26 protein-coding genes and 1 pseudogene are annotated in these 25,183 nt (G+C 59.0%); 11 read left to right on the forward strand and 16 right to left on the reverse strand.

Annotated features, from left to right (window positions below):
• Positions 1-245 (forward strand): hypothetical protein (locus F1609_RS34310; RefSeq protein ID WP_206752970.1); only part of this gene is annotated, 245 nt, incomplete at its 5' end.
• Here the strand turns inward: F1609_RS34310 and F1609_RS35560 are convergent.
• Both F1609_RS35560 and F1609_RS21910 read right to left on the reverse strand, forming a co-directional pair.
• The gene (locus tag F1609_RS35560) at positions 237-551 is read right to left on the reverse strand and encodes a ScoMcrA-related endonuclease (RefSeq protein WP_502572663.1); all 315 of its coding nucleotides are present in this window, start codon (positions 549-551) and stop codon (positions 237-239) included. The two genes, F1609_RS34310 and F1609_RS35560, sit on opposite strands and share 9 nt — an antisense overlap.
• Before the next feature lie 3 nt (positions 552-554).
• Complete coding sequence (locus F1609_RS21910) at positions 555-848, reverse strand: H-NS histone family protein (protein WP_167078790.1); 294 nt, start codon at positions 846-848, stop codon at positions 555-557.
• Positions 849-951: 103 nt separating this feature from the next.
• On the opposite strand from F1609_RS21910, the gene F1609_RS21915 reads away from it, so the two are divergent.
• Entirely contained in the window at positions 952-1,470 is a 519-nt protein-coding gene (locus F1609_RS21915) for an HNH endonuclease (protein ID WP_196785477.1), read from the forward strand.
• Between the two features lie 43 nt (positions 1,471-1,513).
• Here the strand turns inward: F1609_RS21915 and F1609_RS21920 are convergent, their stop codons facing one another.
• The 5 genes from F1609_RS21920 to F1609_RS21940 all read right to left on the reverse strand — a co-directional run bounded on the left by F1609_RS21920 (position 1,514) and on the right by F1609_RS21940 (position 9,233).
• Positions 1,514-2,743: a hypothetical protein gene (locus tag F1609_RS21920; protein ID WP_167078792.1), complete on the reverse strand. Its 1,230-nt coding sequence runs from the start codon at positions 2,741-2,743 to the stop codon at positions 1,514-1,516.
• Between the two features lie 509 nt (positions 2,744-3,252).
• Positions 3,253-3,870 (reverse strand): hypothetical protein, encoded by a 618-nt coding sequence (locus F1609_RS21925; protein WP_167078793.1) that lies wholly within the window; start codon positions 3,868-3,870, stop codon positions 3,253-3,255.
• On the reverse strand, positions 3,867-6,089 hold the full coding sequence (locus tag F1609_RS21930) for a hypothetical protein (RefSeq protein WP_167078794.1): 2,223 nt from the start codon (positions 6,087-6,089) through the stop codon (positions 3,867-3,869). Before F1609_RS21930 ends, F1609_RS21925 begins: the two co-directional genes overlap by 4 nt.
• Positions 6,086-7,921 (reverse strand): phage integrase SAM-like domain-containing protein, encoded by a 1,836-nt coding sequence (locus F1609_RS21935; protein WP_167078795.1) that lies wholly within the window; start codon positions 7,919-7,921, stop codon positions 6,086-6,088. The genes F1609_RS21930 and F1609_RS21935 overlap by 4 nt, the downstream gene beginning before the upstream one ends.
• Positions 7,914-9,233 carry a tyrosine-type recombinase/integrase gene (locus tag F1609_RS21940; RefSeq protein ID WP_167078796.1) on the reverse strand — a complete coding sequence of 440 codons (1,320 nt, stop codon included), beginning with the start codon at positions 9,231-9,233 and terminating at the stop codon, positions 7,914-7,916. Before F1609_RS21940 ends, F1609_RS21935 begins: the two co-directional genes overlap by 8 nt.
• A 442-nt stretch (positions 9,234-9,675) precedes the next feature.
• Between F1609_RS21940 and F1609_RS21945 the strand changes: the two are divergent.
• Positions 9,676-10,233: pseudogene (locus tag F1609_RS21945) on the forward strand (3'-5' exonuclease); the annotation flags it as partial.
• Positions 10,234-10,266: 33 nt separating this feature from the next.
• On the opposite strand, the gene F1609_RS21950 reads toward F1609_RS21945, so the two are convergent.
• Both F1609_RS21950 and F1609_RS21955 read right to left on the reverse strand, forming a co-directional pair.
• Complete coding sequence (locus F1609_RS21950) at positions 10,267-11,157, reverse strand: PAS domain-containing protein (RefSeq protein WP_167078797.1); 891 nt, start codon at positions 11,155-11,157, stop codon at positions 10,267-10,269.
• Positions 11,158-11,433: 276 nt separating this feature from the next.
• Positions 11,434-12,045 carry a hydrolase gene (locus tag F1609_RS21955; protein ID WP_167078798.1) on the reverse strand — a complete coding sequence of 204 codons (612 nt, stop codon included), beginning with the start codon at positions 12,043-12,045 and terminating at the stop codon, positions 11,434-11,436.
• Between the two features lie 121 nt (positions 12,046-12,166).
• On the opposite strand from F1609_RS21955, the gene F1609_RS21960 reads away from it, so the two are divergent.
• Both F1609_RS21960 and F1609_RS35090 read left to right on the forward strand, forming a co-directional pair.
• The gene (locus tag F1609_RS21960) at positions 12,167-12,577 is read left to right on the forward strand and encodes an Imm1 family immunity protein (protein WP_167078799.1); all 411 of its coding nucleotides are present in this window, start codon (positions 12,167-12,169) and stop codon (positions 12,575-12,577) included.
• Positions 12,574-12,705, forward strand: a complete 132-nt coding sequence (locus F1609_RS35090; RefSeq protein ID WP_267876804.1) for a hypothetical protein — start codon at positions 12,574-12,576, stop codon at positions 12,703-12,705. The genes F1609_RS21960 and F1609_RS35090 overlap by 4 nt, the downstream gene beginning before the upstream one ends.
• Here F1609_RS35090 and F1609_RS21965 read toward each other — a convergent pair.
• Positions 12,692-13,891: an MFS transporter gene (locus F1609_RS21965; protein ID WP_167078800.1), complete on the reverse strand. Its 1,200-nt coding sequence runs from the start codon at positions 13,889-13,891 to the stop codon at positions 12,692-12,694. The genes F1609_RS35090 and F1609_RS21965 overlap by 14 nt on opposite strands.
• Positions 13,892-13,949: 58 nt before the next feature.
• Here F1609_RS21965 and F1609_RS21970 point away from each other — a divergent pair, with 58 nt between their 5' ends.
• The 3 genes from F1609_RS21970 to F1609_RS21980 all read left to right on the forward strand — a co-directional run bounded on the left by F1609_RS21970 (position 13,950) and on the right by F1609_RS21980 (position 15,756).
• Complete coding sequence (locus F1609_RS21970; protein WP_187363100.1) at positions 13,950-14,918, forward strand: LysR family transcriptional regulator; 969 nt, start codon at positions 13,950-13,952, stop codon at positions 14,916-14,918.
• A 121-nt stretch (positions 14,919-15,039) separates the two neighbouring features.
• Positions 15,040-15,327 (forward strand): hypothetical protein, encoded by a 288-nt coding sequence (locus tag F1609_RS21975; protein ID WP_167078802.1) that lies wholly within the window; start codon positions 15,040-15,042, stop codon positions 15,325-15,327.
• Positions 15,328-15,465: 138 nt separating this feature from the next.
• Entirely contained in the window at positions 15,466-15,756 is a 291-nt protein-coding gene (locus tag F1609_RS21980; protein WP_167078803.1) for a hypothetical protein, read from the forward strand.
• 28 nt (positions 15,757-15,784) lie between these two features.
• Here the strand turns inward: F1609_RS21980 and F1609_RS21985 are convergent, their stop codons facing one another.
• On the reverse strand, positions 15,785-18,811 hold the full coding sequence (locus F1609_RS21985) for a bifunctional diguanylate cyclase/phosphodiesterase (RefSeq protein ID WP_167078804.1): 3,027 nt from the start codon (positions 18,809-18,811) through the stop codon (positions 15,785-15,787).
• Between the two features lie 233 nt (positions 18,812-19,044).
• On the opposite strand from F1609_RS21985, the gene F1609_RS21990 reads away from it, so the two are divergent.
• Complete coding sequence (locus F1609_RS21990) at positions 19,045-19,998, forward strand: sulfurtransferase (RefSeq protein ID WP_167078805.1); 954 nt, start codon at positions 19,045-19,047, stop codon at positions 19,996-19,998.
• On the opposite strand, the gene F1609_RS21995 is transcribed toward F1609_RS21990, so the two are convergent.
• Together F1609_RS21995 and F1609_RS22000 are read right to left on the reverse strand one after the other, a co-directional pair.
• Complete coding sequence (locus F1609_RS21995) at positions 19,910-20,596, reverse strand: YceI family protein (RefSeq protein WP_167078806.1); 687 nt, start codon at positions 20,594-20,596, stop codon at positions 19,910-19,912. The genes F1609_RS21990 and F1609_RS21995 overlap by 89 nt on opposite strands.
• Positions 20,597-20,632: 36 nt before the next feature.
• Positions 20,633-21,613, reverse strand: coding sequence for a type II secretion system F family protein (locus F1609_RS22000; RefSeq protein WP_167078807.1), 981 nt, complete (start codon positions 21,611-21,613; stop codon positions 20,633-20,635).
• A gap of 89 nt (positions 21,614-21,702) precedes the next feature.
• Between F1609_RS22000 and F1609_RS22005 the strand changes: the two genes are divergently transcribed.
• Both F1609_RS22005 and F1609_RS22010 read left to right on the forward strand, forming a co-directional pair.
• Entirely contained in the window at positions 21,703-22,407 is a 705-nt protein-coding gene (locus F1609_RS22005; RefSeq protein ID WP_167078808.1) for a glutathione S-transferase family protein, read from the forward strand.
• A gap of 17 nt (positions 22,408-22,424) precedes the next feature.
• On the forward strand, positions 22,425-23,045 hold the full coding sequence (locus tag F1609_RS22010) for a glutathione S-transferase family protein (protein WP_167078809.1): 621 nt from the start codon (positions 22,425-22,427) through the stop codon (positions 23,043-23,045).
• Positions 23,046-23,118: 73 nt separating this feature from the next.
• Here F1609_RS22010 and F1609_RS22015 read toward each other — a convergent pair whose 3' ends face one another.
• From F1609_RS22015 to F1609_RS22025, 3 genes are all read right to left on the reverse strand, one after another.
• Positions 23,119-23,409 (reverse strand): type II toxin-antitoxin system RelE/ParE family toxin, encoded by a 291-nt coding sequence (locus F1609_RS22015; RefSeq protein ID WP_167078810.1) that lies wholly within the window; start codon positions 23,407-23,409, stop codon positions 23,119-23,121.
• On the reverse strand, positions 23,396-23,845 hold the full coding sequence (relB, locus tag F1609_RS22020; protein WP_167078811.1) for a type II toxin-antitoxin system RelB family antitoxin: 450 nt from the start codon (positions 23,843-23,845) through the stop codon (positions 23,396-23,398). The genes F1609_RS22015 and relB overlap by 14 nt, the downstream gene beginning before the upstream one ends.
• Positions 23,846-24,103: 258 nt before the next feature.
• The gene (locus tag F1609_RS22025) at positions 24,104-25,114 is read right to left on the reverse strand and encodes a GlxA family transcriptional regulator (protein ID WP_167078812.1); all 1,011 of its coding nucleotides are present in this window, start codon (positions 25,112-25,114) and stop codon (positions 24,104-24,106) included.
• Between the last annotated feature and the right edge of the window lie 69 nt (positions 25,115-25,183).

Raw genomic sequence — 25,183 nt, forward strand, 5'->3', positions numbered from 1 at the left:
GATCATTCGAACCACTTCCAGCTTCAGGCTGGGATCGAATGTCTTCCGCTTTCTTGTTGCCATGTATTACTCCTCAGATGGTGGATTTTCCACCTATTGAGGTGTCCGAGCAAATTAGACCACAGCACCTTGAGTACCTGACGCAAGGCGGCGTTACGTTCCGACTTGTTGAATTTCTCCTGTTTTGCTTCCAGGAGCAGCATTTCGAAGTAAGCCGTAACGGTAGCGTCCACTTCTTACTGTGACCAGTCTTCGCCGATTCGGACGACGTCGAATCCGAGGCTCTGCAGTTTGGGCGCGACGGTGGCCTCGCCTCGGAAGAAATCTGCTGGTTTCAGTGGCCCCTCGCCTGGGTACTGGAATCCGAAAGCGGCTCCTACGATGGCCTTGGAATCGCAAAGCTCGCCGTTTGTCGGGTTTCGAACTAGGAAATCGCGCGACTTTCCAAACCCGTAGCGGGCAAGGAATCCAGTTCGGCCGAGTGACGAGAACTCATCCAAAGCACTTTGCACCGCCGATGGGCTCTGGAGGCGGGACAGGTCAGACGCCACGGCTTATTTCTTGATTCGGAACTGTTCCCTATCTTTGCCATCAAGCCAGCGCGGCGCGCGGCCACGGCCCGTCCAAGTCTCGCCCGATTCAGGGTTCTTAAATTGCGCGGCAACTGTGCCTTTGACTTTCGTGGCTTTCGCAGTGCGCGCGGAGGAGAGGTCGTCGACGGTTACGCCGTGCAGTTGCATCAGTTCCTTAATTTTCTTGATGGCGTCATCAATTTCATTTTTGCGGGCAGCTTCTGCCAACGATTGCAATTTTTCGATTTGTTCAACATACTCTGCGTAAGATGTCATGTTTTCTCCGAAAAATTGAATGGACTTAATTCTGCAAAAGAGTATATGTGCAATTTAACATGCCAGCGCCAAACCTATGCCAACGAAACGCCTTGAACGCCTTATGTTTGTCCAGGGCGGAAACTGCTTCTTCTGTAAATCATCGCTGGTCAAGGCCGACGCCAGTATTGAGCACCTCTTTGCCACCGCAAACGGTGGAGGCAATAATGAGGAAAACTGTGTTGTCTGCTGCAAATCGCTGAACGCAATCTTGGGGAGCATGTCGCTCAAAGAAAAAGTTCAGGTCGTCCTCAACCAGAAGGGCAACTTCAAGTGCCCAAGAGGTGTTGGCGCTGCCCAAGACGCGGCCGACGCAGCCATAGTCAAGGCCAAGTTGCCGCCCATCGTTTCGTCGAATGAGTCTGCCAGTAAGAGTGCCAGGCCCGACAACCTCGCACTTGTTGTCGCCAATCTTAAGCTGCGCGGCAACGCTAGACCCCGTACAATTAGAACGCTGACAACCAGCATTGCCACGATTTTTCCGAACGGGATAGCCGGAGACGAAATCGCAGCGATTATTCAGAAATTGCAGTCAACGGGGACGGTCACCCTCAACGAGGGCAAGCTCTCTTACGTACTTTGAGTCGCTGGTGTCAAGGTGGTGACCGCTTCAGGAACCAGGTTTCTCAGTCCGTCAACTGTCGGTTCAGAATTCTTAAAACGAAGTCGCCGCCGGTACCGCTGCCAGCAATCAACGCCCGCACATTCGCTTTCACCACGCTCTCATCCACTCCCGCATTGCCGGTCGCCGCCATCACGGCCGCGTAAGCGTCCAGCACGTCGATACCCGTAATGTCGTAACCCCAACCATTGGCGATACCACGTAGCGCTGTCATTCCGGCCGCCAGTGCAAACTCCGGCCGCTCCGCCGCATAGTCCCGCGCAGCCCGTATGAGCGTCCGCGGGTCTGACGGGCTTCGATTAGCTAGTTCGAGAGCAAGCTCAAAGAAGCCCGCATCCTTGGCTGCGGCAAACCATTTGCCTTCATTCCCCGGCTGGCTCGCCACCAGGTCACGCAAAATAGTCTCCCGTGGCTTACCCGGGTACTTCTTCACAATGGCCTTGAATGTCGCCAGATTGGTCGTCGCGTATGTTGCCTCGACTGCATAGCGCGCGTACGCCTCATCTGCAAACCCTGAGCCCAGCAAGATTCCCTCACAGAAGGCCGCAATGGCCGTGAGAGGCGCGTTCAGCCCCTTCGAGTCCTCGGCGTAACGGATGGCCTCTGCGTGCTTGCCGGCTGCGGTCAGGGCCTTGGCGCCCCACACTCGGTTGTGCCATGACTTGTGCCGGTACTCAGACTTTGCAATCAGCTCTAACAGCTCGTCGTGACGACCAGATGCGTACAACGCGCTCAGACAAGCTGCCGTACCTTTGTAGTATCCGTATTCTCCAGTGCGTGCGCAGTGGTCCCACATTGTTTCCAGCGTCGGCGACGTATAGTCAGCCCACTTGGAAGCAATCTCCGGCGTCGCGCAAAGGTCGCCCCAAAACTCCCCGAGGTACTCGAGGTAGGGCATGTCGTCTTCCTGGAGTGCGTCCCACAGACGCTCTAGCCATTTCTCGCGCACCGCGCGGGTGACGTCGGCCCTCGCGATGATAGGGACGAGCGTTTCGATGGCGCGGTTCACTGCGCTGCCTATGCCTCCCGAGGAACTGTCGACCTGCTCAATTGCCGGCGCTAGCTTCTCCAAGAACAGCACCGCGCCTTCGGCGGCCAGGACTGGTTCCTTCTTGGCGATGGGCTTGATTTCAGTGAGCGCTTCTTTGATGCGCTGGATGGGCGTGTCGGACTTCCAGCCGAAGGCGTTGCGACGGAAGCGCGGGGCGAACTGCCATTTGTGGGGTGTGGCCATTGTTCGAAAATTACCTTTGAAAATTGAGCTTTATACTCGCCTTGCGGGCATATCGTATAAACGATTTACTTTGTTTTATGCTCGGTGGCGCCATCGACCGTCCTCGGTGCAGTGAGAAGCTCTACGATGTCCCCAATCACTTTCTCCAGGCTCTTGTTGCCGAGCGATGTGGTCAGATACTCGGGCCGCCCGGGGTGTTGGCGCCGACGCCAAATTGGCCCACAGCGCCGATTATGCCTGACCCTAGCACTGCCGCCGGGAGTCGCGTGGCGCCTGCGTTTGCGCGCATTCGTCTGGGTCAGCGGATTTCGGCATCATGGGTCAATCTGGTGTCGGCGCCAACACTTGGTCCTCACTTCTCTATTTACGTCACTCACAGCAGGCATTATGGTCTTGGGAGCAACCGGAACTAATACAGCAAATTCTGATGCTGAGGCAAGCCATTCAGCATCCTGGATTTATTGAAAAAACCTGCATTCGGTCGGGCTCAAACTCCACTGGCGACATGCTCACTGCACTAGGGATAAAGCATTTATCCGCTCCTCTCGTGAAATCCGCTTCAGTCGCCGTCCATCCGTATGTCGGCCTTGCTCGTATGCTAAAGCTGTGATGACGATTTTTGCGTAGAGAGCATCTCTTCTTGCTATCGTCTTCTCAATGTTCTGGTTTAGCAGCCTAACCAATTTAATCTGAACTCTGAGCGGGCTGGCCGTTTTCGAGAGCGGTGTGGACCTAGTGATACGAATTGTAGACGCTCGTGGCAACAACGTTGGAGCATCTGGCGGGCGTGCTTTTTGTCCTAACTTTGAAAATAGGAGACCTAAGCTGTGCCTTTGAAGCTTAAGCGTAGTCAGCAACTGTTCATTTCGAAGAATCAAGCCATCTAAGGTTTGTACTAAAGGCGTTTTGCTAGGACGTAGTGCCGAGATTTCATCCCGAATGTGCGGGTACGTACAGTCATCGCCGCTTATCAGCGTGCGCGATACACCAGCTTCTTCAGCGACGGCTGAAGAACTAAATCTAAGCTTATTGACCGCAGCCAATTTTGCCAGTCTCTCATTCTTAGGACATCCGTTGTAGACCGCCTGAATCGCGGCCCGAAGAACTTCGTTTTTTGATTGGCTCATGGAGAAACCTCATTCAAAATTTCGTCAGAGCCTATGCGCGCGGATTCGTTATCAAACATTTTTAACACGTTTTTTGCCTGCTCTAACCTTACTTGGTGGACCCTAAACCCACGAGATTGTTGTTCAGTGCTCGCTGCATTTACAACCAATGTCATTTTATGAACCCGGTTTTCCCAAAAAGGACGATGCGTCGAGTCCATGGCGAAACATCCACAGCCAGCACATAATCCGGGAGACCTTGCTGAAAAGTCTGGCGTCGTCGCATCCCACGACACAGTGTCGGTGGCGGCTCTGCATCGGGAGTGCAATGGATTCGTTTTAATTAGACAATTTCCGTAGGAGGAGAAAAATATGCGCAAATCGTGCACCTGCACCAATTCTGTAACCTTATTCTCCAATTCGCGAAGCGACATGGTCTCTCTCCATTCCTTGCCACCAAAATACCGTTCCACTACATCCCCCATCCGACCGTACACCTTTTTACCTTGTGCCGCCTCAACGAAGAACGCAACTGATTGGGCAAAACGCATTGACTCCGCATCGCCTCTGAGCCTACTTACAGCAGGGAAGTAAGCGGCTTCCGTAATGGCGACGCTCATGTGCTTAAAGTGCTCACTAACTGGCCTAAGCAGTGAAGTCTTGGACTCAAGAACGTATGCGGCGAACGTCTTCCGTCCTTGATGAGTCCGGATACATAGGCCTTTTGAATCCCTATATGTTTCCAAATCTTCATCATGGATGTTGGTGTCGGGCAAATGCGAAAGGTCAACTTCTGAGAAGATAAATCGCTTGGTACCTCGCAGAAGAGCGCCGGACATTATCTTCGAGATAGACTCGGACGCCAGTGGGAGGCCTTTCTTCTGCGCAAAGCTTACAATCAGGTCGCCATTACTACCCAATTTTCGCCAAGGTCTATAGAGGCGCTCCAGTAGCATCAATGCCCTAACCGGCATAGGGAAGTAGGACGAGCCTACAGGCCTGCAGCCTAGTAACCATTCCTCGTCCCTAGGATGCGGCACGCCCTTGGATAAAATACCTTTGAAGAAAAACATTTCTACGATACCATTTTTGGAATAGCGTCGAATTACGCAATCTGGAAGGTCGTTTCCTGCAGCCCAGCCCCCCTTGGCTGAACATATTTCGCTGGCACGTAGCCCTACCATATACTGCAACGCGATGACGCTTGCGTCCCTTGCCCTCATAACCATGTTTCGGAGATTTTGTGTAGAGTCATACTCCATTTCCGCTTTCGCTGGATGACTAACCCTTTCTAATTTAGGTAGGGGTTCTCTCCACGGGAATTCGTTGTTCTCAGCCTTAGAAAACTCAAAACTTTGCAATATTTTGTTGGTCCGGTTTATCGCTCTGCTGTTACTGAGGCCAGCGGCAATTGCGTCGTTGCGACAGGTGACAAATTCGGTCTGCAGATGTAATATGTCCTTTGCTTTAAAATCAATCCAGATTAATGCTTTTTTTAAGAGCGGAAGGGCAACTTCATCTGGCAGCGGCGGAATCCTTTTTACTAAATACTTTGAGATTTTCGAGGTAACACTACCGACCAATTTTCCTTCGAAGGGTGAGGCGAGCAGAGCCGACAATCCGCAAGACAACAAAGCCTTCTGTTGATAAAATATATGGTAGAACGTGTTGATACGATACACCACTTGGCTGTAGCTAAATGTCTCCTCATCATCTGCATCATTCGGTACGTCGAAATCTGATGTCGCTGACGCTCCGGTAACGAGGGCGGTATCACCGTAATCGTTAACATCGACGATGCTAGAGCCGTAGAACCTTCGACGATTGGCTAAGATGATTGGTAAGTCTAAAAGAAAGTCTGCCTGAGCCGCCGCGTCAAGCTCCGCAAAGCTTGAATAATTACAGTGAACCATCCACCTAAACAGTTCCCGCATTCCGACGCCCATAGAAATAACACTTCCGGGTTTAAGAGATTTACCGTAGGTGCCACCATGAGAAAGCATACCCCAGATTACTACCTTGAAACATTCGAGCAGCATTGCGTTGCATTCGTGGGTTGAATACGTCCCGTCGGGCAGTTGAAATTTCCAGCCGATAGAGTACCGTTGTCCCGGAGTCTTCGTGTCCAGCCGCCACACTTCGTCCGGCCATAAGGATATGCTCGATATCGCGAACGTCGCACGGCCAGTCTTAGGACGGGGCAACTTTTGTGCAAACTCGTCTACTTTTGTTTTCTTCATTCCAATACTCCTATGGGTCCAAGGTTTGCGAGAGATGCATCGTCGAGAACCGCAGGATTAGTAAAAGATGGTATCCACTTGTTTATCAAGATTGCCATGACAGGCTCGTACACTACCCGCCATCGGGTTGCGTCGAGATAGAAGCGGGCGTGGCGAATCTCATCGGCTAGCTGTAGCGTTCTCGCAAGGGCATACCCAGACTCCCTGTCTATACCTCCCAGTGGGCAGCCGGGACACTGCCCGAACGCCTGGCATAGCCTGCCTGTTTTCTCGCCCGGAATCGGAGAGTCGTATGGGTCCAAACAATTCCACCCCGGTGTAGCTGCGTGCATGTCTGCGGTGTCCGGGCTCGCCCTGATGTCGCGGATGCCACCGGTGTCGACCCATCTTTCCTGCGTCGACATCACCTCCGAGAGGCCCTCGGTTCCTCGGCGTTTTGCACCCGGGCCGTTATAGTGCAAGTCGATGGTGCCCTCAGCTGTTTGACCGCCCGCGGCCATGACTGCTCTGATATCGTTGCCGTTTTGTTCCCGAACGATGTCGAGTCCCGTCATCCTCAATATCTTTATGGTTGTGTACGGAAGTCCGTGGCATTTGCAGAATGTTTTAAGCACGCTATTCCACGTGTTGTCCGAGTCGTCTCCGTTATCTTGCGATGAGAAAAAACCGCGTACCGTTTGGGTGAACGTTTTAAATATGTAGATGTTGTCAGCGAAGAGCCCTGCGTGGGCTCGGATTGAAGAAGTCCACTTCTTCAAAAACTGATGCAGCTCATAGGGCGAAAAGATTTCACCGACCTGAATCGGGAAACTTCGTTTATACGTAAGGTGAGCCCGCGGTTTTACAAACGTGTACCGTACCCGTCGCGACTCAAGTATTTCAACGAGCTCGACATTTCCCCATTTCAGCGCCCGGAGGGCGCCAGTATTTGCCGACGTGTAAACTGAATGAAGTACGACGAATGGAATAATGTCTTCTGCCCTAGGATAGAAAGCGCGAGTTATCGCGTCCTTTCCGTGGGTGTGCTGAATGGCGTCCGCTAGCGCCGGATTGATTTTTCGGATGTCGACCATACTGGGAATAGTGGCGCCAAATGTACGCTTCACCTCCCAGAGTGTAGCTTCCAGTGACGAGTATTGACCCCGGCCTCGACGAGTAAGGTCGGGAAAAATCTCGTGTCCCCCTAGAGTTTTCCATCCTGCCAACACTTGCGAGATAATCTCAATAATGGCGTCACGACAAGCTAAGATAATCCTAGTCCAATCGATATCGTCGATTACCTCCGTCTGCTTGGTTGAGCCATGCGCCCCTAAATAAAAATTCTGGGGGTAGCTCAAGTCAGCCGACATCAACTTTTTGCTTTCTTTGTTTTCAGCTAATATGTCAAGTAGAGCTTTCAGTACACCGAACTGCTTCCTTTGCGTATTTTCGCTTGAGATTTTCCCAGTAGCTGGATTTGGTGAGGCGAGGCCGTTGCGGAATGAAGTGATAAAATCTGAATCGATTTGATTTAAAATTACTGCGGTATGTTTTTTTGCCAAAATAAAGCGCGCAAAGCCGTTTACGAAATTTGTGGCGCCTGTTGCTATCGTCCTGGGCGACTCTCTCTCTTCGTTATTACACCAAGTCGCAAAGGCTTGCGTGAAATATTGCTGGGTGGCCCACCCCTCTGTGACTGCGCGAACTTTCGACAGAGCTTTCTGGAAAGCTTTTACATTTTTCGCTTTTCCTAGGTACGAGTTTAATTCTTCACGTATGACGACATTCTTGCCGCTGTCAGTGATTTCGATTCGCTGCTCTTTAGTAAGCTGCGTGTAACGTGACTTACGCATTTGGCTTCACTAATTTCAAATATCGGTCGGAAATGTCAGGTTCAAAATCGCTTGCGAGCTTTAGATATCTCTGTAGCGTAGTTTTTAAGTCGACGTGACCAAGTCGTGCTTGGATATAAAGCCATGGTTCCGGGTCGGTTTTTTTGCGCGTATAGTAGGTCCAAACGGCATATGTATGACGCGTATCGTGATAGTTAAAAAGCGGTGTATCGACGTGGTGAACGGTCAGAACACCCGACGAATCAAACTTCTGTATTTTCTCGACTTTAGTCTCTCCAGCGCTCCGACAAGCGTTTAAAAATGCACGTTGGAGTGTCCTAACCTGAAGGGGCTTCCCGGCATGAGTACCCGCTGATAGGGGATTAATAAAAAGCGCTTGTGGTTCGTTGGACCCATTCAACGCTGTCAATATCTCTTGACTCTCGCAACGGATATAGTTTTTTATTTCCAGAATTAACCAACCCGGAAAGTCGACGCGTCGGCTTTTATTGCCTTTGCCGATGATTTTTATGTGTACGTCAACAGTATCGCTCGCTGGGTCTGCGAGACGGGCAAACTTTTTTAGCGGTAATCCGCAGACTTCCGATATGCGCATTCCGGTTTCTAAGGAAACCTGCGTAGCAATCCGGTCGCGTGACGATTTCGGCTTAGGAATAATTTCACCAGTAACAGGAGGTGCTGAATTTTGATTAAAATCTCTTTGAGCGGTACGCTCACTCGGCAGAGGCCCTAATGCTTTCAGAATCTTTTGGGATTGCGTGGCCTGTATTACCGATACCTCTTTGTTTTCGTCTGCTGCCACTTTCAACGGTTTTCTGATGCGTGCGTTGACTGCGGTGAAATCCAATTCAGGGTCAAGCAGGGAATCGGCGGGAGGTGCTTTACGATACATCTTATTACCACGGGCCCAGACATAGAATTGACGGATGGTTGTTTTTCGTCGATTAATAGTTGCAGTTTTGTATCGTTGTCCCGTTAAAGGCGATATAGTTGCGCGCATAGCTTTATTGAACGCAGTAATGTCACTTTCAGATGCGAAAGTCCACGGAAGTCCGAACTCTTCACAGAAGCGGAACCATTCCTTTAAATCTTCAGCGGAAGCATCTAGCGTATTTTCAACAATCTTATTTGAATTATTCTTGACGAACTTTTCGTATAAATATAGAAGGGCCGGCTCGCATACAACTCGAGTTAGTTCGTCAACAATGATGGGAAACCTTTCTGGCAAAACCGAGCTTGCCGGTGCATGGCTGATAACCCAATATATCGAATCATCTGGTGCATGTGCTTCTGTTGAATTAAGTTCAGACATATTAGTAGTGTTGTCACACGGAACGGGTCAAAAAATGAATATCTTAACCCGCCGCTCGAAGAATTGCAAGTATGATAATAATGCTATATTAAACAAAACTGGTGGACTCCCTATTGCATAAAGTTTAGGTTAGCGGAATTTATATGGCCTTAATGAAGATAAAGTTAGTTCGAAACCGCCGCTGAACGTTTTTTAGAGCTATCCGCCGTAAGTCGGGCCTAATGCACACTGTAGGCCCAAGCTTTAGAGGGGTGGTTTGTGACCCTTTTGGTGGTGATTAGTGTATTATTTTGATTAATGAGTCAACCACTTGCTACGCTATTTCTTATTAAGCGAATTACGTAGGAGGCGAAGTCCTTTATGTTTTTTGCGTTGCAAGGTTTCAAAAATGGCGTCGTCGCGGCCAACACAGAGAGTGAACAGTTTTTCGTGTCGTATAACGCACCTGGAACGCATGCATGACGATGCACAGGTGCGCGTGGCCGACGTGGAACAGCTGGCGCGCCTCGCCTCTGGCCATGGCTCGCGCGAAACCTTTCTGGCCGAAATTACCCTCGACCCGCCCGAAGCGACCAGCGACCGCGCCGGGCCGCCCCATCTGGACGAGGATTACCTGATTCTCTCGACCATCCATTCTTCCAAAGGGCAGGAATGGAAATCGGTCCATGTGCTCAACGTGGTCGACGGCTGCATCCCCTCGGATATGAGCACCGGCAATTCGGACGATATCGAGGAAGAGCGCCGCCTCTTGTACGTGGCCATGACGCGCGCCAAGGAGCATCTGCACCTGGTGGTGCCGAACCGGTTTTTCATCAAGCAGCAGGCGCAGATGGGCGACCGCCATGTGTATGCGGCGCGCTCGCGCTTCATCAGTCCGGCCATGCTCAAGCATTTCGAGGAATCGGTGTGGATGACGGCCGACACCCGGCAAAGCCGCAAACCCATGCCCGAGAGCGTGCGCATGCTGGTGCGCGACCGTGCCCGCAATGCCTGGAAGTAAGGTGCGAAGCAAGCGCGCGCCGCCGGCCCGCCGTTACACCAGCACGGTCGCGACCGCCACGTACTCGTAGGGCGCACCGCCCGGTTCGCTCAGCGCCTGCACGGAGCAGCGCAAGTGCAGGGCGCCGCCATCGGCCGCTTGCGTATGGATATCACCCGACCAGGCCCCATCGTAAGCCAGCGCCAGGCGGATCTGGCTGGTGAGCGGCTCTGGAAACGGTGCCGCGTGCAAGGCATCCAGCTCCCGCCCGATGAGTTGATCGCGCTGCTTTCCGCTCAGCTCGCACACACGTTCGCTCGCGTCGCGTAGGCGCCCCTGTGGATCGAAGGTGATCACCAGGGCTTGCTGCCCCAACAGTTCCTGCACCTTGCGCGCCTCGGCCAGCTGGATTTGCAGCGCAGCCCGGTCGGCAGCGGCCGCCTGCAGGCTGGCATAGGCGCGCAGCGAGGCGATCACGGTGGTGAACAATTTGCGCGTGGTCAGGTCGGCCTTGCACCAGAAGTCGTTGATGTCGTAATCGCAAATGATGCTGTGTTCCAGCGTCTGGCCCGGCTGGCCGGTGCGCAGGACGATGCGCACCAGTTGGTTGTGCAGTTCCGAGCGCACCTTGTGCGCAACTTGCAGACCAGCATCTTCGGTTTCCATGATGACGTCGAGCAGCACCAGCGCGATATCGGGCATGGCGCGCAGGGTGTCGAGCGCTTCCTTCCCGCTGTAGGCGTGCAGGAAGCTCAGGCGCCGTCCCTGGAACTGGGTATTGCTGAGCGCGAACTTGGTGACCACGTGCACGTCGACATCGTCGTCCACGATCAGGATGCGCCAGGGCGGCTTTTCTTGCGCCGGGGACGCAAGCGGATCGGACGGGTCGTCGTCCTCGATGATCAGGAGGCCAAGATTTGCGTCGTCGGAAGCGGGAGCGGACATGCAGCTACACTATGTCAGCCGGGGCACTTTGTCAAAGACCACACGAGTTATCCCCTGTTTTGCCCGTTTGTAGGAATTTGCCGAATGGACAGTTTATAGTGGCGCTACCGCCAGTTTTAAGTGACTGATTTCATTCATGATTTTTTTTGCCTTTTGAACGGGCATTTTGTAGAAACCCGCTTGAATGCAGGCCTTAAGGGCTGCCGGGGGAGGCTTATCCACAATGTTATCCACACTTCTTGTGGATATCCTCAAAAAGCCTGAAAAATCCGGGGCTTAGCCGATACCGGACGGCTGGGCAGCAGCACTGCGCCTGATTTTTTTGCGACTCGGCAACTGCGCCAGGTGTTTCAATTCCTCGAAGCGGTCGAGAAACAGCGTGTAGGCGCGATCCGGGCCGACGGGGATGATTCTGGCAGGGTGGGGCGGCGGCAGGTGGCCCCAGTCGATCCAGGCGGCCGGCAGCAAGTCGCGCAGTTCGGTGGCCATGCAGACCAGATCGGCCTCCTTGATCGCAGGCACATCGTCGTTGAAGCCGAATTGCTGCCGCAGTGCATTCTTGATGGGATGGACCCGTTGCTTCACATAATCTCGCCCCAGCATGACCTTGACCGGCGACGGCCAGTCGCCCAGGAATTCTTCGCAGTCGTGCATCAGCGCGGCGTATGCCAGCGCTGGCGGCACCAGGCGCGAACTCATCACCGAATGCTCGGCCACCGAATACCAGGGCCGCGCGGCACCGCCCCAGCGCGGTTGCGACGCCAGGCACAGGGCGATGTCGGTAATCGGCAGTCCGGTCGCGTCGGGCGTGAGCAGGTCGAGCACGAAGCCCGACGGCAGCAGGATCGCCGTGCGTCCGTCCGGCTTGTTGAGTAAATCGAATTGCATGATGACAGTGATCGCGACAAGAGTTGGTCCTCCTGAAGTGTACTGTTTTTGCTCCCAAGGCGGCGTTTCGGACAGCCGGCGCCGCATAATAGGGGCTGGGAATGTGCTTGGCGGGAAGTCGATGAACAAGAGAATGCTCAGTGAAGAAGCGTGGACCGGCAGCGCTCTCAAGCCCGTCGTGCATGAGGACTGGAACCCGGCGCTGGCACAAGCTGCCCTGGCGCGGCTGGATGGACGACGGCTGACGCAATTGCAACTCGATGTGGGGCAGGAGCGCAGCATGCTCATCGGGGGCGGGGCCGGCCGTTTTTCGGTGATGATCTGCATCGATGTCGATCGGGAACTGCATACCTTGCTCGACCCCGGCAAGGCGGACACGGCGCACGAGGATTTGCTGGTCGGCGCCCAGCTGGGCAGTTTTCCGGCCAACCAGATCGTGTCCACGGCCGTAGCACTGGCTGCGATACACTATTTTCACGCTGCGGGAGAGGCCTCGCCGCAGTTGTCCTGGCAAACCGAAGGAGCACGATGACGCGGCTGAAACGACTGACCTTCTGGGGCGCGCATGACGATGTGCGCTGCCTGCCGCATCTGGACTTGCATGACCGCTTCGAATTCGTCACCCTGCATTTCGCGCTGGTCGATATCATCTTGCCGTAGCCGGACGCGCGCGCGCCATCGCCAGCGCCAGCACGATCGCCAGCACGGCAATCCCGGCGGCAAGGAAGCTCAGCGACGGCAGGCCGATCTGGTGGATGGCCGCACCGCCGGCAATCGCGCCCAGTCCGGTGCCGGCATTTGCCGCCGAAATGTTCATGCTCGCCGCCAATGCCTGCGCCGACGAGCCGGCTTTCATCACGCGCACCTGGCAGATCGGGAACAGCGCGGTGTACGCCAGTCCCCATACCGCCAGCGCCAGTGCCAGCCAGGCGTGGCTGCCCACCGCCAGCAAGGTCGCGAGCATGCCGCCGATTAACAGCAGCAGGAACACCACGGTCGAGCCGAGCGGGCTGCCGTCGACCACCCTCCCGCCGATCCAGTTGCCGATCATGCCGACCGCGCCGAATCCCATCAGCCACCAGCCGACCTGGGCTGCGGGAATGCCGGCCAGGCGTTCGAGCATGTCGGCCAGGTAAGTGTAGGCGGTGAACATGGCGGTAAACACCAGCACCGACAGGGCCACGTGCGCCAAAAAGCGGCGGTCCTTGAAAATCGCGGTCTGCTGTTCACCGGCTTTCGTGGCCGGCGCCGGCAGGGTTGGCATGAAGGTCTGGATCATGGCCGCCATCAGCACCGACAAGCCGCACAGGATCCAGAAGGTGTTGCGCCAGCCAAAGGTGTCGGCCGCGAGTGTGCCCAGCGGAATGCCGAACACCAGGGCGGCGGATATGCCCAGGTACACCTTGGCCACGGCGCGGCCCGCGTTCTTGGGGCCGGCCAGTTGCCCGGCGGTTTCGCTGGCAGTGCCCCAGAACACGGGCAGCATCAGTGCCGGGATGAAGCGCGCCAGCGCCAGCACCCAGATGTTGGCGGACAGGGCCGCCAGCGCATTCGAGGCGCCGAACACCAGCAGGATCGCCACGAACAGTCCCTTGCGCCCGACATGCGACAGGCGCGCCGTGAGGAAGGGGCCGAACAGCATGACCGTGAATGCGAACAGGGTCACCAGTTGCCCGGCGGCCGAAATGGAAATTTTCAGGTCTTGCGCCAGGGCCGGCAACAGGCCCAGGATCAGGTATTCGGTGGTGACGATGACAAACGCCGCCACCGCCATGATGGCAATCTGCAGGCCGGAGCGCGGCTTGTCCAGCTCGGCCGTACCGGCGGTCAGTGTTGATGTATTCATATGATTCTATGCGAAAGGAACAAGGCCGTCAGTGTATTGGGGAATCACGTTCGTATTGATGGTAAGATTTACCAATATCAATGAATTGGATTCATTAATCGTGTTCTCTTCGGAACGCCTCAAAGGCATCGACGTCTTCGTCAGCGTGGTCGAGCGCGGCAGCTTTGCCTCGGCCGCCGGTCGCCTCAACCTGACCAGCTCCGCTGTCAGCAAGAGCATTGCGCGGCTCGAAAGCCGGCTGGGCACGCGCCTGTTCACCCGCACCACGCGGCGCCTGGCGCTGACCGACGCCGGCAGCCTGTTCTACCAGACCTGCCTGCGCGTGCTGGCCGACCTGGAAGAAGCCGAGACCCTGATCGGCGCCGAATACGTGGAACCGACGGGAAGAGTGCGCATCGACCTGCCGGCCTCGTACGGACGCCTGCACGCCTTGCCGGTGATCCTGCGCTGCCTGGCCGGCCACGAACGCTTGCTGCCGCACATTTCCTTTTCCGACCATTTCATCGACCTGGTCGAGGAGCGGGTTGACATCGTGGTGCGCATCGGCGGCTCGAACGTGTGGCCGGCGGCGCTGGGACATCGCTATCTCGGCTCGGAGCGCCTGGTGTTCTGCGCTTCACCAGCCTATCTGGAGCGCAAGGGCGTGCCGCTGACCGACGCCGACCTCGACCAGCACGAGCGGGTGGTGTACGGCCGCGCGGACGGGCTGGTCAATTCATGGTTGTTCGCGGGCAGCGAGCAGGGCGCGATGGAGCAGCGCTTCATGCCGGGACGCATTGCCGTGGGTGATGGGGAAGGGCAGACTGCCGCCGTGCTCGCCGGCCTGGGCATCGCCCAGTTGCCGACCTGGCTGGTCCGGCAGCCGATCGAGCGCGGCTTGCTGGTCGAGGTCTTGCCGCAGCTGGCGACCGACGGTTTGCCGATGAACGTGGTCTGGCTCAAGGCGCGCCAGCATCTTCCCAAGGTCAAATTGCTGCTCGATGTGCTGGGCAGCGCGCTGACGCCGGCCGGGGCCGTGCCGGCCTGAGCGCCTGCCGTTGTTGATGGTTGTCACCGAAAACGGCCGTTGCGCTGGCACTTGCGTAGCCATTCAATTACTGTGAATGCGGCAACTTCATTGCCATCCCCCTTACTCCGGAGAATCCAGCATGGAATCACACGATCTGGCGTTAACGATGTTCCTCATGTTCATGTGCGCTCTGTACATGATGTACTTGAAGCAGGAAGAGCAGTACAAGAAGCTCACCCGCCTCGAGAACATGCTCAGCTCGGTTCCTGGCGTTGGCGACGGCTACAAGGATATTCACCCGCGGGTCATGGCCAAGATTGTCGCCGGCGAGATCAGCGCGGCCATCATCCTGCATCGGAGCATCGAGGCGATTTCGTTCGGCGAGGCCGAGTCCGTTATCAGAAGCTACATCGCGCACCGCGATTGATCGGCGGTGCCTGGTCCGCAGCCAGCAGGGCCATGAACTCCTCGGCATCGGCCGGCTGGACGGCCAAATAGACAATTACCTTGCCGGCAAGGGGCAGCGCCACCTCGTTCCCCTGGCCGACACCACAAGGAGTAAAGAATGGACACTTTAGATACGGGTTGGATATTAAATTTCGCAATTTTGGCAGGTGTTATTTTTTTAATCTCCAAGGCCGGTACGCAATCCGAGAGATTGAAAAAAATCGAGATGCTGTTAATGTCGCACCCGGATATCGATACCTCGGTCCTTGACCTCTCTGCGCAAGCCAAGAAAATGATCATGGATGGGCATAAATACCGCGCGATGGCACTGCATCGAGAGCAAACCGATTCGACTGCGCGTAGCGCCGAGCTGGCGGTTGAAAAATTCATTGCGCAACAGAGCTCATGAAGACGTCTCCGCTCGTCTCACCAGTCCACTAGCCCATCTTTTCGGGTGCCTCCAGCAGGGCCACGAACTCCCCGGCCGGCACCGGCCGGCTGAAGAAATAGCCCTGCACTTCATCGCAGCCCGCGTCGTCCAGATAATCGAGCTGTTCGCGGGTTTCCACGCCTTCCGCCACCACCGTGATGCCAAGGCCATGCGCCAGCGCAATGGTGGCCTTGGCGATCGCCGCGCTTTTCGCATCGTCGGTAATATTGCGCACGAAACTCTGGTCGATCTTCAGCTTGTCCAGCGCGAAGCGGCTCAGGTAGCTGAGCGACGAATAACCGGTGCCGAAGTCGTCCAGCGCCACCGCCACCCCCATCCCGCGCAACTCGGCGATCTGGGCCATGGCCAGCTCCGCTTCCTGCATCAGCACGCTTTCGGTCAGTTCAATGGCCAGGTAGCGCGCCTTCATGCCGCTGGTGCGCAGCGCGCTACGCACGATCGCGGGCAGGGTGCCGGCCGTGATCTGGTGCGCCGACACGTTCACCGCCACTGGCAGCGCGCACAGGCCGGCATCCTGCCACGCCTTGTTCTGCGCGCAGGCGGTGCGGATCACCCATTCGCCGATTTCGATGATCAGGCCAGAATCTTCCGCCAGCGGAATGAACTCGGCCGGCGAAATCATGCCCAGCTCGGCGCTGCGCCAGCGGATCAACGCTTCCGCGCCGCATACCCGCTTGTCGGCCAGCCGCACCTGGGGCTGGTAGAACAGCGAAAACTCGGCGCGCCCCAGGGCATTGCGCAGCCGGTGCTCCAGCGCCATCCAGTGCAAGGCCCGCGTGTTCATTTCGGATGTGAAATAGCGGAAACTGTTGCGGCCGCTGTTCTTGACGTGCGACAGGGCCGTATCCGCATTCCTGATCAGGTCGCCGGGAGTAACGCCGTCGAGCGGGAACAGCGCAATCCCCACGCTGGCCGTGACCACCACCTCGTGTCCCAGCAGCTGGCAGGGCGCGGCCACCGTGTCGAGCATTTGCTGGGCGGCGGCGTTGATGTCGTCGTTGTCGTCCATGTGCGAAAGCACCAGCACGAACTCGTCGCTGCCGATGCGCGCCAGGGTGTCGCCCGGACGCAGGCGCGCCAGCAGGCGCTGCGCCATTTCGCGCAGCAGCAGGTCGCCGGCGTCGTGGCCGATGCTGTCGTTGACCCGCTGCAAGCGGTCGATATTGAGCAGCAGCACGGCGATCGCCCGCTGCCCCTGGTGCGCGGCCTCGATCGCCTGTTCCAGCCGGTCGTTCAGCAGCGAGCGGTTCGGCAAGCGCGTCAGGGGATCGTGGTTGACCATGAACTGCAACTGTTCATTGGCTTCAGTGATATCGCTCAGGTCGGTGAACACGCCCACATAGCCGGCCGCGCCGTGTTCCGCGCTCGCCACCGCGCTCACCGTCAGCCACTCGGGAAACACTTCGCCATTCTTGCGCCGGTTCCAGATTTCGCCGCGCCAATGCCCGTCGCGCGCCACGGTGTTCCATAGTTGCCGGTAGAAATCCATATCGTGCAGGTTCGAGCGCAGCATACGGATATTGCGTCCCAGCACGTCGGCCTCGCTGTACAGGGTGATGCGCTCGAACGCCGCGTTGACGGCCACGATGTTGCCGGCCGCATCGGTCACCACGATGCCGTCGTGCGTGTACTCGAACACGCGCGCGGCCAGTGCCAGCTTGTCGTCGGACTGGCGGCGCTCGGTGACATCCTGCAAGGTGCCCATCAGCGCGATCACGTTGCCGGCCGCGTCATGCACGCCCGTGCTGCGCGAATGAAAGTAGCGCTGCGGACCGAGCGCGGGATTGCTGCGCAGTTCGCCCGACCAGTTCATGCCATGCTGCACCGCCGACTCGACCAGATGGCGGTCGTCCGGGTGGATTTTTTGCAGGAACACGTCGAGCGGCGGCGGCTGCTCCGCCAGCGGCAGTCCCAGCAGCCGATACATTTCCTGCGACCAGTGCCCGCTGCGGGTCGTCAGATCGAGCCGCCAGCTGCCGATCAGCGCCAGTTGCTGGGCCGCCCGCAGGGCATCGTCGCTGTTGCGCAGCGCCTGGTTCAGGCTGTAGCGCTTGTGCAACTCGCGCAGGGCCAGGGTGCTCATGCCCGCCAGCACCGCCAAAAAGGCCAGCGACACGCCGATGTAGGCGCCGGCCATGCCGTACCAGTCGGCCAGCAGTTCAGCCTCGCCCAGCCCGACCACCACCACCAGCGGACGCCCGCTGACGCGCTGGTAGAAATACAGGCGCCGGATCCCGTCGATGCCGCTGTCGGCCGTGTAGCTGCCGGCGTCGGGCGCGCCGGGCGTATCGTGGAAATTCGGAAAGAAAGTCAGTCGCTTGCCTTCGGCCATGGTGGCCACCGGCATGCGCAGCACCAGCACGCCATCGGTGCGCACCAGCGCCACCACGCCATCCTTGCCGACCTTGATCGCATCGTAAAAGCGGCGCAGATACTTCGGCTCCAGCGCGGCCACGATGACCCCGCCAAAGCTGCCGTCGGGCCGGTTGATGCGGCGGCTGAAACTGATGAAGGGCACGCCCAGCTTGCTGATGATCGGCCCTTCGATGTGCATGCCGTAGCTCGGCTGGTCGCGGTGCACGCGGAAATATGCGCGGTCCGACAGGTTGTAGCTACCTGGCAATTTCTGGCTGTCGTGAATCATCTTGCCGTCCGCATCGAGCAGCCAGATGGCGCGGATGAAGGGCAGGTTGGTGATACTGCTGTCGAGCAATTCATCGACCAGGCGGTCGCGCTCGGCAGGTCCCTGCGGCACCATCTGCACCGCCTTGATGGTGGTCTGCATGGCCAGGTCGACCGCGAAAATGCTGTCGACCGCCTGTTCCTCGAGCACCTTGACCAGCACGCGCGCGCTGTTGCTTTTTTGGGTGATGAGGTTGTCGCGCGACTGGACCAGCTCGAACACGAGATTGACGACGATGCCGACGAAGATCAGTCCGGCAAAGCCGAGCACCAGCAACGTGACCCCGCGCTCGCCGCGGCTGGCGAGCCGGAGAGAAAAAAAGGGGTTCATTGAATTGCACCTTGATCGATTGAGCGGGCCTGCGCGGCGCCTGCCATGGCATTCTTGACCCTGTTTTCACGTCTGTTATATCAGATCGGGCAGGAGTAATAAAGCGCGAATTGTTGTGTTCGATGAAAGTGTTGGCAGGCTGTTCCGGGGCAGCCGGCGCCCGACCATTTAAAATAGCGGGTTTGCTCCCTGAAAAGTCCGCCGTGAATGCCCGCCCGCCCATCTGCCCGCCCATGCCCGCCGCCCGCCGCGCACTGGCCCGCGCACGCGCGCTGGTCGCACCAGGCGAACTGGCCGGCTTGCTGCGCGATCCGGCGCTGCGCCTGCTGGAAGCCGGCTGCGCCGGCGCTGCCGTCTTCGAGCAGGCCCACATCGACGGCGCCGGCTACCTCGACACGCGCGAGCTGGAAGCGGCGCCGCTGTTCAACAAGGTCGACGACGCCGCCCTGCTGCGGGTGCTGCTCGCACACGGCGTGCGCCATGACACCACCGTCGTCGTCTACAGCCGTAATCCGCTGGCGGCCGCGCGCGCGGCGCACCTGATGCTGTACGCCGGCGTGACCGACGTGCGCATGCTCGACGGCGGCTTTGCGGCATGGGGCGCGGCCGGCCTGCCGGGCGTCGCGGGCCCTGCCGCGGTAGCGCTGGCGGCGACCGACTTCGGCGCGCCGTTTCCCGGCCGTCCCGACTACCTGACCGGCATGGCGCAGGCGCGCGCGATGCAGGCGCGGCCCGATTGCGCCCTGGTCAGCATCCGCACCTGGAACGAATACACCGGCGCCACCTCGGGCTACAGCTACATAGAGGCGCGCGGCGAGATTCCGGGCGCGTTGTGGGGCAGGGCCGGGCGCGAGGGGGATGTGAACAGCATGAGCCACTTCCAGCACCCGGACGGGCGCATGCTCGACGGCGCGGCGATCGAGGCACTGTGGCGCGCCGGCGGCATCCATCGCGCCAGCCACAATGCCTTTTACTGCGGTACCGGCTGGCGCGCCTCGCTGGCCTTCTTTTACGCGTGGGTGATGGGCTGGGAGCGCATCAGCGTGTACGACGGCGGCTGGTACGAGTGGAGCACCGACCCGGGCAATCCGATCGCCATCAACCCTGCGGCGCCGCCACGATGCGGAACGCCAGTTCCATCGGGTCTTGCACCGTCAGCGCCCCACCCATCACCGACATCGGCGTGATCCCGAAATCGCTCTGGTTCAGGATGAATGTGCCGCTGGCGGTCAGGCCGCCGGCGCCGCGTTCGATCGTGGTCGGCACGTCGAGCGTGCGCGAGACGCCATGCAGCGTCACGGTCAGGCGCAAGGTTTGAACCTTGTCGCCCTTGCCGGCGGCGCGTTCGGCGTGCAGTTCCACCAGCGGAAAGCGCTCTGCGTCGAGCACCCGCGTGAGCATGTTGGTGCGGGTGCCGGCGATAGCGTCAGGGTCGGGCTGGGTGGCCAGGCCGGCCTTGGTGCGCAAGTCGGTCTCGTCGACCGTCATCTGGTCGAGCCGGAAGCGAAAGTCGGCGCGCCCTGCATCGGGTGCGACAAAGCCCTCGATGCTGCGGCTGGCGACAACGTGGTCATGGCCCATGCGCGCAAACGTGCCGCCGCGCCGTACCGTCACGGTGATGAGCGAGAGCGCCGCATCGATGCGCAGCACCTGCTGCGCGCGCGCGGCGTCCCGGTACCAGCCAAAAGCCGGGGCGGCGGGCGTGGGCGCCGGCGGCGGCGCGGTCGTGCTGGCGCATCCGGCGACGAGGACCAGCAGCGCAAGGTAGGTTCGGATCGGTTTCATGGCACGATTGTGGCACGAATCGGGCCACTGCGCGGCTCACAAGGGCGCCACCGGACCCGGCGAACTGCCGAGGATGCCCAGCGCCATCCACAGCGCCACCAGCGCGTAGAACACGCGCGGCAGCCAGGCCATCATCTCGAGCTGGAAGCGGTTGATGGTGTCGCTCTCGCTGGCGGCGTGGCGGCGCAGCATCTCGGGCAGGGTGCCGCTTTGTTCGCCGGTGAGCGCCAACGCGTGCCACTGGCCGGTATCGGCCAGGCGCAGCGTCCGGATGGCCTGCGCCAGGGTCGCGCCGGCGATCAGCTGCGGCAGCATCGCCGCCAGGTCGGCGCGCACCAGGCGGTTGTCGACCGTGTCCAGCGCCACCGGCATGGCGTCGAACAGCGGCAGGCCGGCGTCGAGCAGCAGCGCCAGGCTGTCGACGAAGTCGCGCATGTTGCGGCGCACATGCATCGGGCCGAAGACCGGGAGCGCCATCAGCGCGCGTTCGACCGTCGCGCGCGGCGGCGACGCGCCGCCGCCGAACCATTCGATTGCCCGCGCCGCCAGCAGCGCCGCGCCGCCGAGCACCAGCAAGGGCGCCAGCACGCGCCACAAGTAGCCGCCCACTGACAGCGTGCCGCCCGCCAGCGCCGGCAGCGGCTGGACCAACAGGGCGAGCGTCAGGATCGCCACCGGCAGCACCATGCGCGAGCGCAGCGTGGACAGTTGGCGCGCCCTGGCGGCATGAAAATCGGCCAGCCGCTGATAGGTCGGCAGCGGGCTGCCGGCGGCGAACGCCGCGCGCAGCAGGCGCGCTTCGAACTGGGTGAACAAGCCGCTTGCCAGGCCGGCGCCGGCCGGCTCGTTGCGGCGCGCCGCCAGCTTGCGAAAAGCCGCCACCCGTGCGCTCCCGGCGCGGCCCAGGTCGAGCAGCGCATATGCCCGGTCGGGCGGCAGGCCGGCCTTTTCCATCGCCGCCAGGTGCTGGTAAAGCTGCGCGCGCAGCAGGGCGGGAAGAGGGCGGTGGCGGGTCATGCGGCGATTGTGGCACAGCGTGAGCATGGCCGCCAAATTGGCGCTATGATGCGACTTGCTGTTTCGTCATCAACCACGAAAGGAATGCCATGATCGACCTGTATTCGGCGCCCACGCCGAACGGCCACAAAGTCTCCATCGCGCTCGAAGAACTGGCTTTGCCGTACAGCTTGCACGCCCTGGAACTCAATCAGAACCAGCAGAAGGAAGACTGGTTCCTGGCGATTAATCCGAACGGCCGGATTCCGGCGATCGTCGACCGCGCCGAAGACAACTTCGCGGTGTTCGAGTCGGGCGCCATCCTGGTCTACCTGGCCGAAAAGACCGGACAGCTGATGCCGGCGGACGCCAAGGGCCGTTCGCAGGTCATGCAGTGGCTGATGTTCCAGATGGGCGGGGTCGGTCCGATGATGGGGCAGGCCAATGTGTTCTTCCGCTACTTCCCCGAAAAGATCCAGCCCGCGATCGACCGTTACCAGGGGGAGAGCCGGCGCCTGTTCAAGGTGCTCGACGGCCGCTTGCGCGATCACGAATTCTTGGCCGGCGATTATTCGATTGCCGATATCGCCAACTGGGCCTGGGTGCGCACGCACAAATGGTCGGGTGTCTCGATCGAGGAACTGCCGCACCTGGCGCGCTGGATCGAGGCCATCCGCGCCCGCCCGGCCGTGGAAAAGGGCTTGCAGATGCCGCCATCGCCACGCGAACTGAATTCGTCGAACGAAGAAGAAGCCGCCAAATTTTCCGCCGCCGCCCGCACCATGCTCGAAACCGGCCAGTCGCGCAACAACTAACCACTCGCAAGGATGCCATGAAACTGTACGTCAGCACGTTTGCGCCCAACCCACGCCGGGTCACCATGTTCATCGCCGAAAAAGGCATCGCCGGGATCGAACAGGTGATGATCGACCTGGCCGCCAATGAACACAAGAGCGAGGCGTTCGTGGCCAAGAACCCGCTGGCGCGCGTGCCGGCGCTGGAACTGGCCGACGGCCGCGTGCTGTGCGAAACGCGCGCCATCTGCACCTATCTGGAAGGGCTGCATCCGGAACCGAACCTGATGGGCGAGGGTTTCGAGGAGCGCGCCTTTATCGAGATGGCCGACCGCCGCGTGGAGATGCATCTGTTCCTCGGCATCGCCAACAGCGTGCGCCACACGCATCCGGGGCTGGCGGTGCTGGAGCAGCCGCAGTTTCCCGAGTTTGGCGCGTCGCAGGGCGAGAAGATGCGCGAGCACGCGCGCTGGCTCGATGGCGAACTGGCCAGGCATTCGTTCGTGGCCGGCGCGCGCTTCACGGTGGCCGATATCACGGCCTGGTGCGCGCTCGAATTTGCGCGCGGGCTGATGAAATTCAGGCCGGGCGCGGAAGGCATGCCGCACTTGCAGGCCTGGCGCGACCGGATGGCCGAGCGGCCGTCGGCGGGGCGGTAGGTCCGAATTGCTGCGGCCCCCTTCAATCGCGAGCAGGTGTGCGGCGTATGGATAGTGCGCCACCGTTAGTTCGTCATGTCGGCGGTTTAGGCGGCCAGCGTTGCGCCGTGTGTTTTACTCGCAGGATCTCAACCATCTCTTTCCTTATTCGGTAGACGACAAGGTAGTGAGGATGGACAACCATCTCGCGGGTACCACGCTGGCGGCCAGTCCGATACAACTGAGGTCGACCAAGCAGCTTTTCGGCTTTGCTTTCTATTAATTTGACAAATTGCTCAGCAGCGTGCTCGTTATTTTCCGCAATATATTCAACGATCTCGAGCAGATCGTTCTTGGCCTGCTTTTTCCATTCAAGCCGGTACACGTTTCGACCTTACCGCCTTGATGGCTGCGCGAACACTACGCATTACCTCATCATGGGGGATTGTCGGACTAGTATCATTGATGGCTTCTTGCACTTCAGCTCTAAGCCACTTGTCGTAGGCGGCCGCTTCATGCGCCTGTTTCATGGCGACGGATGTATCCGGACGTTGTCGGGTCGTGAGGGTGTCAGCATTCCAGTTGGCGGCGTCAACATCGAAGTGAACGATTCCAACTGACTTGAGATAGCCGACCAGTGTTTCGAATTTCCGGAAAAGGCGAATCTCTTGACTGCGTTGGGTCGTCAGAACGTGTTCCGTTGTGCCTTGCTTGATGACGATCCCCCAGCCGCCAGGCTGACCTACAATGCGAGCTCGGCGCACACTTTTGGTTCCCACCAGCATAAATAAGGTGGCGTGATCAATGGGTTCCTGTGTCATACATTGCTCCTTTCCAACGACAGCGTGTATGCCTTCACTGCTATTCTTGTCGCAAATTGTAGATCATTGCAAGGGATTTTGTCAGGCGGGGGTGCTGGTGCGACGGGCCGACACTAACTTTGCCCTGGGCATGGCGACAAAGGCGATACGGCGCTCCCGGAAAAGGACGGGACTGATGGAGAGGGGGGCTGATTGCCTGATTGCCTGATCGATGACGATGCGGAAAAGCTTGAAAATTGACTGGCGTCGCGCGATTGCTCACCCGCCGCTCGCCCCGGTGCACGCAAAGCGCGCCTTATATTCGCTGGGCAGCACCCCCAGCTGCGCCGCAAACGCCCGCCGCAGATTGTATTGCGTGCCGTGGCCGCTCTCGCGTGCCACCTGCTTGACCATCATTCCCGGCTGTTCCAGCAGCATGCAGGCTACCTCCAGCCGCAGGCGCGCCAGCAGTTGCGCCGGCGTCAGGCCGGCTTCCTCGCGCAGCTTGCGGTACAGCGAGCGTACCGACAGCGCGCAGGCGCTGGCCATCTGGCCGATATCGAGCGATTGCGCCAGCCGTGGGCGCAGCCATGCGGTCAGCTGCGCGCTCACGCCCTGAGCCTGCGACTGCGCCAGCAGCTCGGAACTGAACTGGCGCTGCCCGCCCGGTCGCTTCAGAAATAACACCATCCGCTTGGCGACGGCCAGCGCCGCCGCACGTCCCAGGTCTTCTTCGACCAGGCTCAGTGCGAGGTCCATGCCCGCGCTGATGCCGGCTGACGTATAAAACTTGCCGTCCCTGACGTGCAGCGCATCGTCCAGCACCGACAGGCAGGGATGCTCGGCGCGCAGCGCCGCCACGTCGGCCCAGTGTGTCACTACCAGCTCACTGTCAAGCAGGCCTGCCCGCGCCAGCACAAAACTGCCCGTACAGACGGAGCAGCAGCGCGCAACCGTAGCGCCCGCATCTGCGACCCAGGCCAGCGTCGCGCTGCCATTCGCCTGCGCGGCCGCCGGCAGCGCCTCGATTCGGCCGCCGGACACGATCAAGGTCGCGCCATGCAAGTCCGGATCCGGCAAGGGAGACGTGAGCAGGCTCACACCGGACGACGACGCGACCGCGCCGCCACCGGCAGCGACCAGATGGAGCCGATACGGTGGCGCCAGGCCGGCATCGCGCGCCTCGTCATTCGCGCTCGAAAAAACCTGGACAGGACCGGTGGCGTCGAGCAGCAAGAAATCAGGAAAAACCAGGAGCCAGATGTCAATCGTGGCAGTAGATGCGTTCATATTGGCAAATATTCAACCATGACAGACATTTCTGTCAAGGCCAATTCCTATAAGCTGCCGGCTTGTGCA

The organism is Massilia aquatica, from assembly GCF_011682045.1.
Lineage (GTDB): Bacteria > Pseudomonadota > Gammaproteobacteria > Burkholderiales > Burkholderiaceae_D > Telluria_A > Telluria_A aquatica.

Excerpts from the sequence above, each read along its gene's own strand:
- F1609_RS35090 (WP_267876804.1), top strand. The coding sequence starts at position 12,574 with ATGACGCGGCTGAAACGACTGACCTTCTGGGGCGCGCATGACGATGTG.
- relB (WP_167078811.1), bottom strand. The coding sequence starts at position 23,845 with ATGACACAGGAACCCATTGATCACGCCACCTTATTTATGCTGGTGGGA.
- F1609_RS21960 (WP_167078799.1), top strand. The coding sequence starts at position 12,167 with ATGAACAAGAGAATGCTCAGTGAAGAAGCGTGGACCGGCAGCGCTCTC.
- F1609_RS21965 (WP_167078800.1), bottom strand. The coding sequence starts at position 13,891 with ATGAATACATCAACACTGACCGCCGGTACGGCCGAGCTGGACAAGCCG.
- F1609_RS22000 (WP_167078807.1), bottom strand. The coding sequence starts at position 21,613 with ATGACCCGCCACCGCCCTCTTCCCGCCCTGCTGCGCGCGCAGCTTTAC.
- F1609_RS21920 (WP_167078792.1), bottom strand. The coding sequence starts at position 2,743 with ATGGCCACACCCCACAAATGGCAGTTCGCCCCGCGCTTCCGTCGCAAC.
- F1609_RS22005 (WP_167078808.1), top strand. The coding sequence starts at position 21,703 with ATGATCGACCTGTATTCGGCGCCCACGCCGAACGGCCACAAAGTCTCC.
- F1609_RS21940 (WP_167078796.1), bottom strand. The coding sequence starts at position 9,233 with ATGTCTGAACTTAATTCAACAGAAGCACATGCACCAGATGATTCGATA.
- F1609_RS21915 (WP_196785477.1), top strand. The coding sequence starts at position 952 with ATGTTTGTCCAGGGCGGAAACTGCTTCTTCTGTAAATCATCGCTGGTC.
- F1609_RS21925 (WP_167078793.1), bottom strand. The coding sequence starts at position 3,870 with ATGAGCCAATCAAAAAACGAAGTTCTTCGGGCCGCGATTCAGGCGGTC.
- F1609_RS21980 (WP_167078803.1), top strand. The coding sequence starts at position 15,466 with ATGGACACTTTAGATACGGGTTGGATATTAAATTTCGCAATTTTGGCA.
- F1609_RS21935 (WP_167078795.1), bottom strand. The coding sequence starts at position 7,921 with ATGCGTAAGTCACGTTACACGCAGCTTACTAAAGAGCAGCGAATCGAA.
- F1609_RS21990 (WP_167078805.1), top strand. The coding sequence starts at position 19,045 with ATGCCCGCCGCCCGCCGCGCACTGGCCCGCGCACGCGCGCTGGTCGCA.
- F1609_RS21995 (WP_167078806.1), bottom strand. The coding sequence starts at position 20,596 with ATGAAACCGATCCGAACCTACCTTGCGCTGCTGGTCCTCGTCGCCGGA.
- F1609_RS21985 (WP_167078804.1), bottom strand. The coding sequence starts at position 18,811 with ATGAACCCCTTTTTTTCTCTCCGGCTCGCCAGCCGCGGCGAGCGCGGG.
- F1609_RS22010 (WP_167078809.1), top strand. The coding sequence starts at position 22,425 with ATGAAACTGTACGTCAGCACGTTTGCGCCCAACCCACGCCGGGTCACC.
- F1609_RS21970 (WP_187363100.1), top strand. The coding sequence starts at position 13,950 with ATGGTAAGATTTACCAATATCAATGAATTGGATTCATTAATCGTGTTC.
- F1609_RS21975 (WP_167078802.1), top strand. The coding sequence starts at position 15,040 with ATGGAATCACACGATCTGGCGTTAACGATGTTCCTCATGTTCATGTGC.
- F1609_RS21955 (WP_167078798.1), bottom strand. The coding sequence starts at position 12,045 with ATGCAATTCGATTTACTCAACAAGCCGGACGGACGCACGGCGATCCTG.
- F1609_RS22025 (WP_167078812.1), bottom strand. The coding sequence starts at position 25,114 with ATGAACGCATCTACTGCCACGATTGACATCTGGCTCCTGGTTTTTCCT.
- F1609_RS21910 (WP_167078790.1), bottom strand. The coding sequence starts at position 848 with ATGACATCTTACGCAGAGTATGTTGAACAAATCGAAAAATTGCAATCG.
- F1609_RS21930 (WP_167078794.1), bottom strand. The coding sequence starts at position 6,089 with ATGAAGAAAACAAAAGTAGACGAGTTTGCACAAAAGTTGCCCCGTCCT.
- F1609_RS21950 (WP_167078797.1), bottom strand. The coding sequence starts at position 11,157 with ATGTCCGCTCCCGCTTCCGACGACGCAAATCTTGGCCTCCTGATCATC.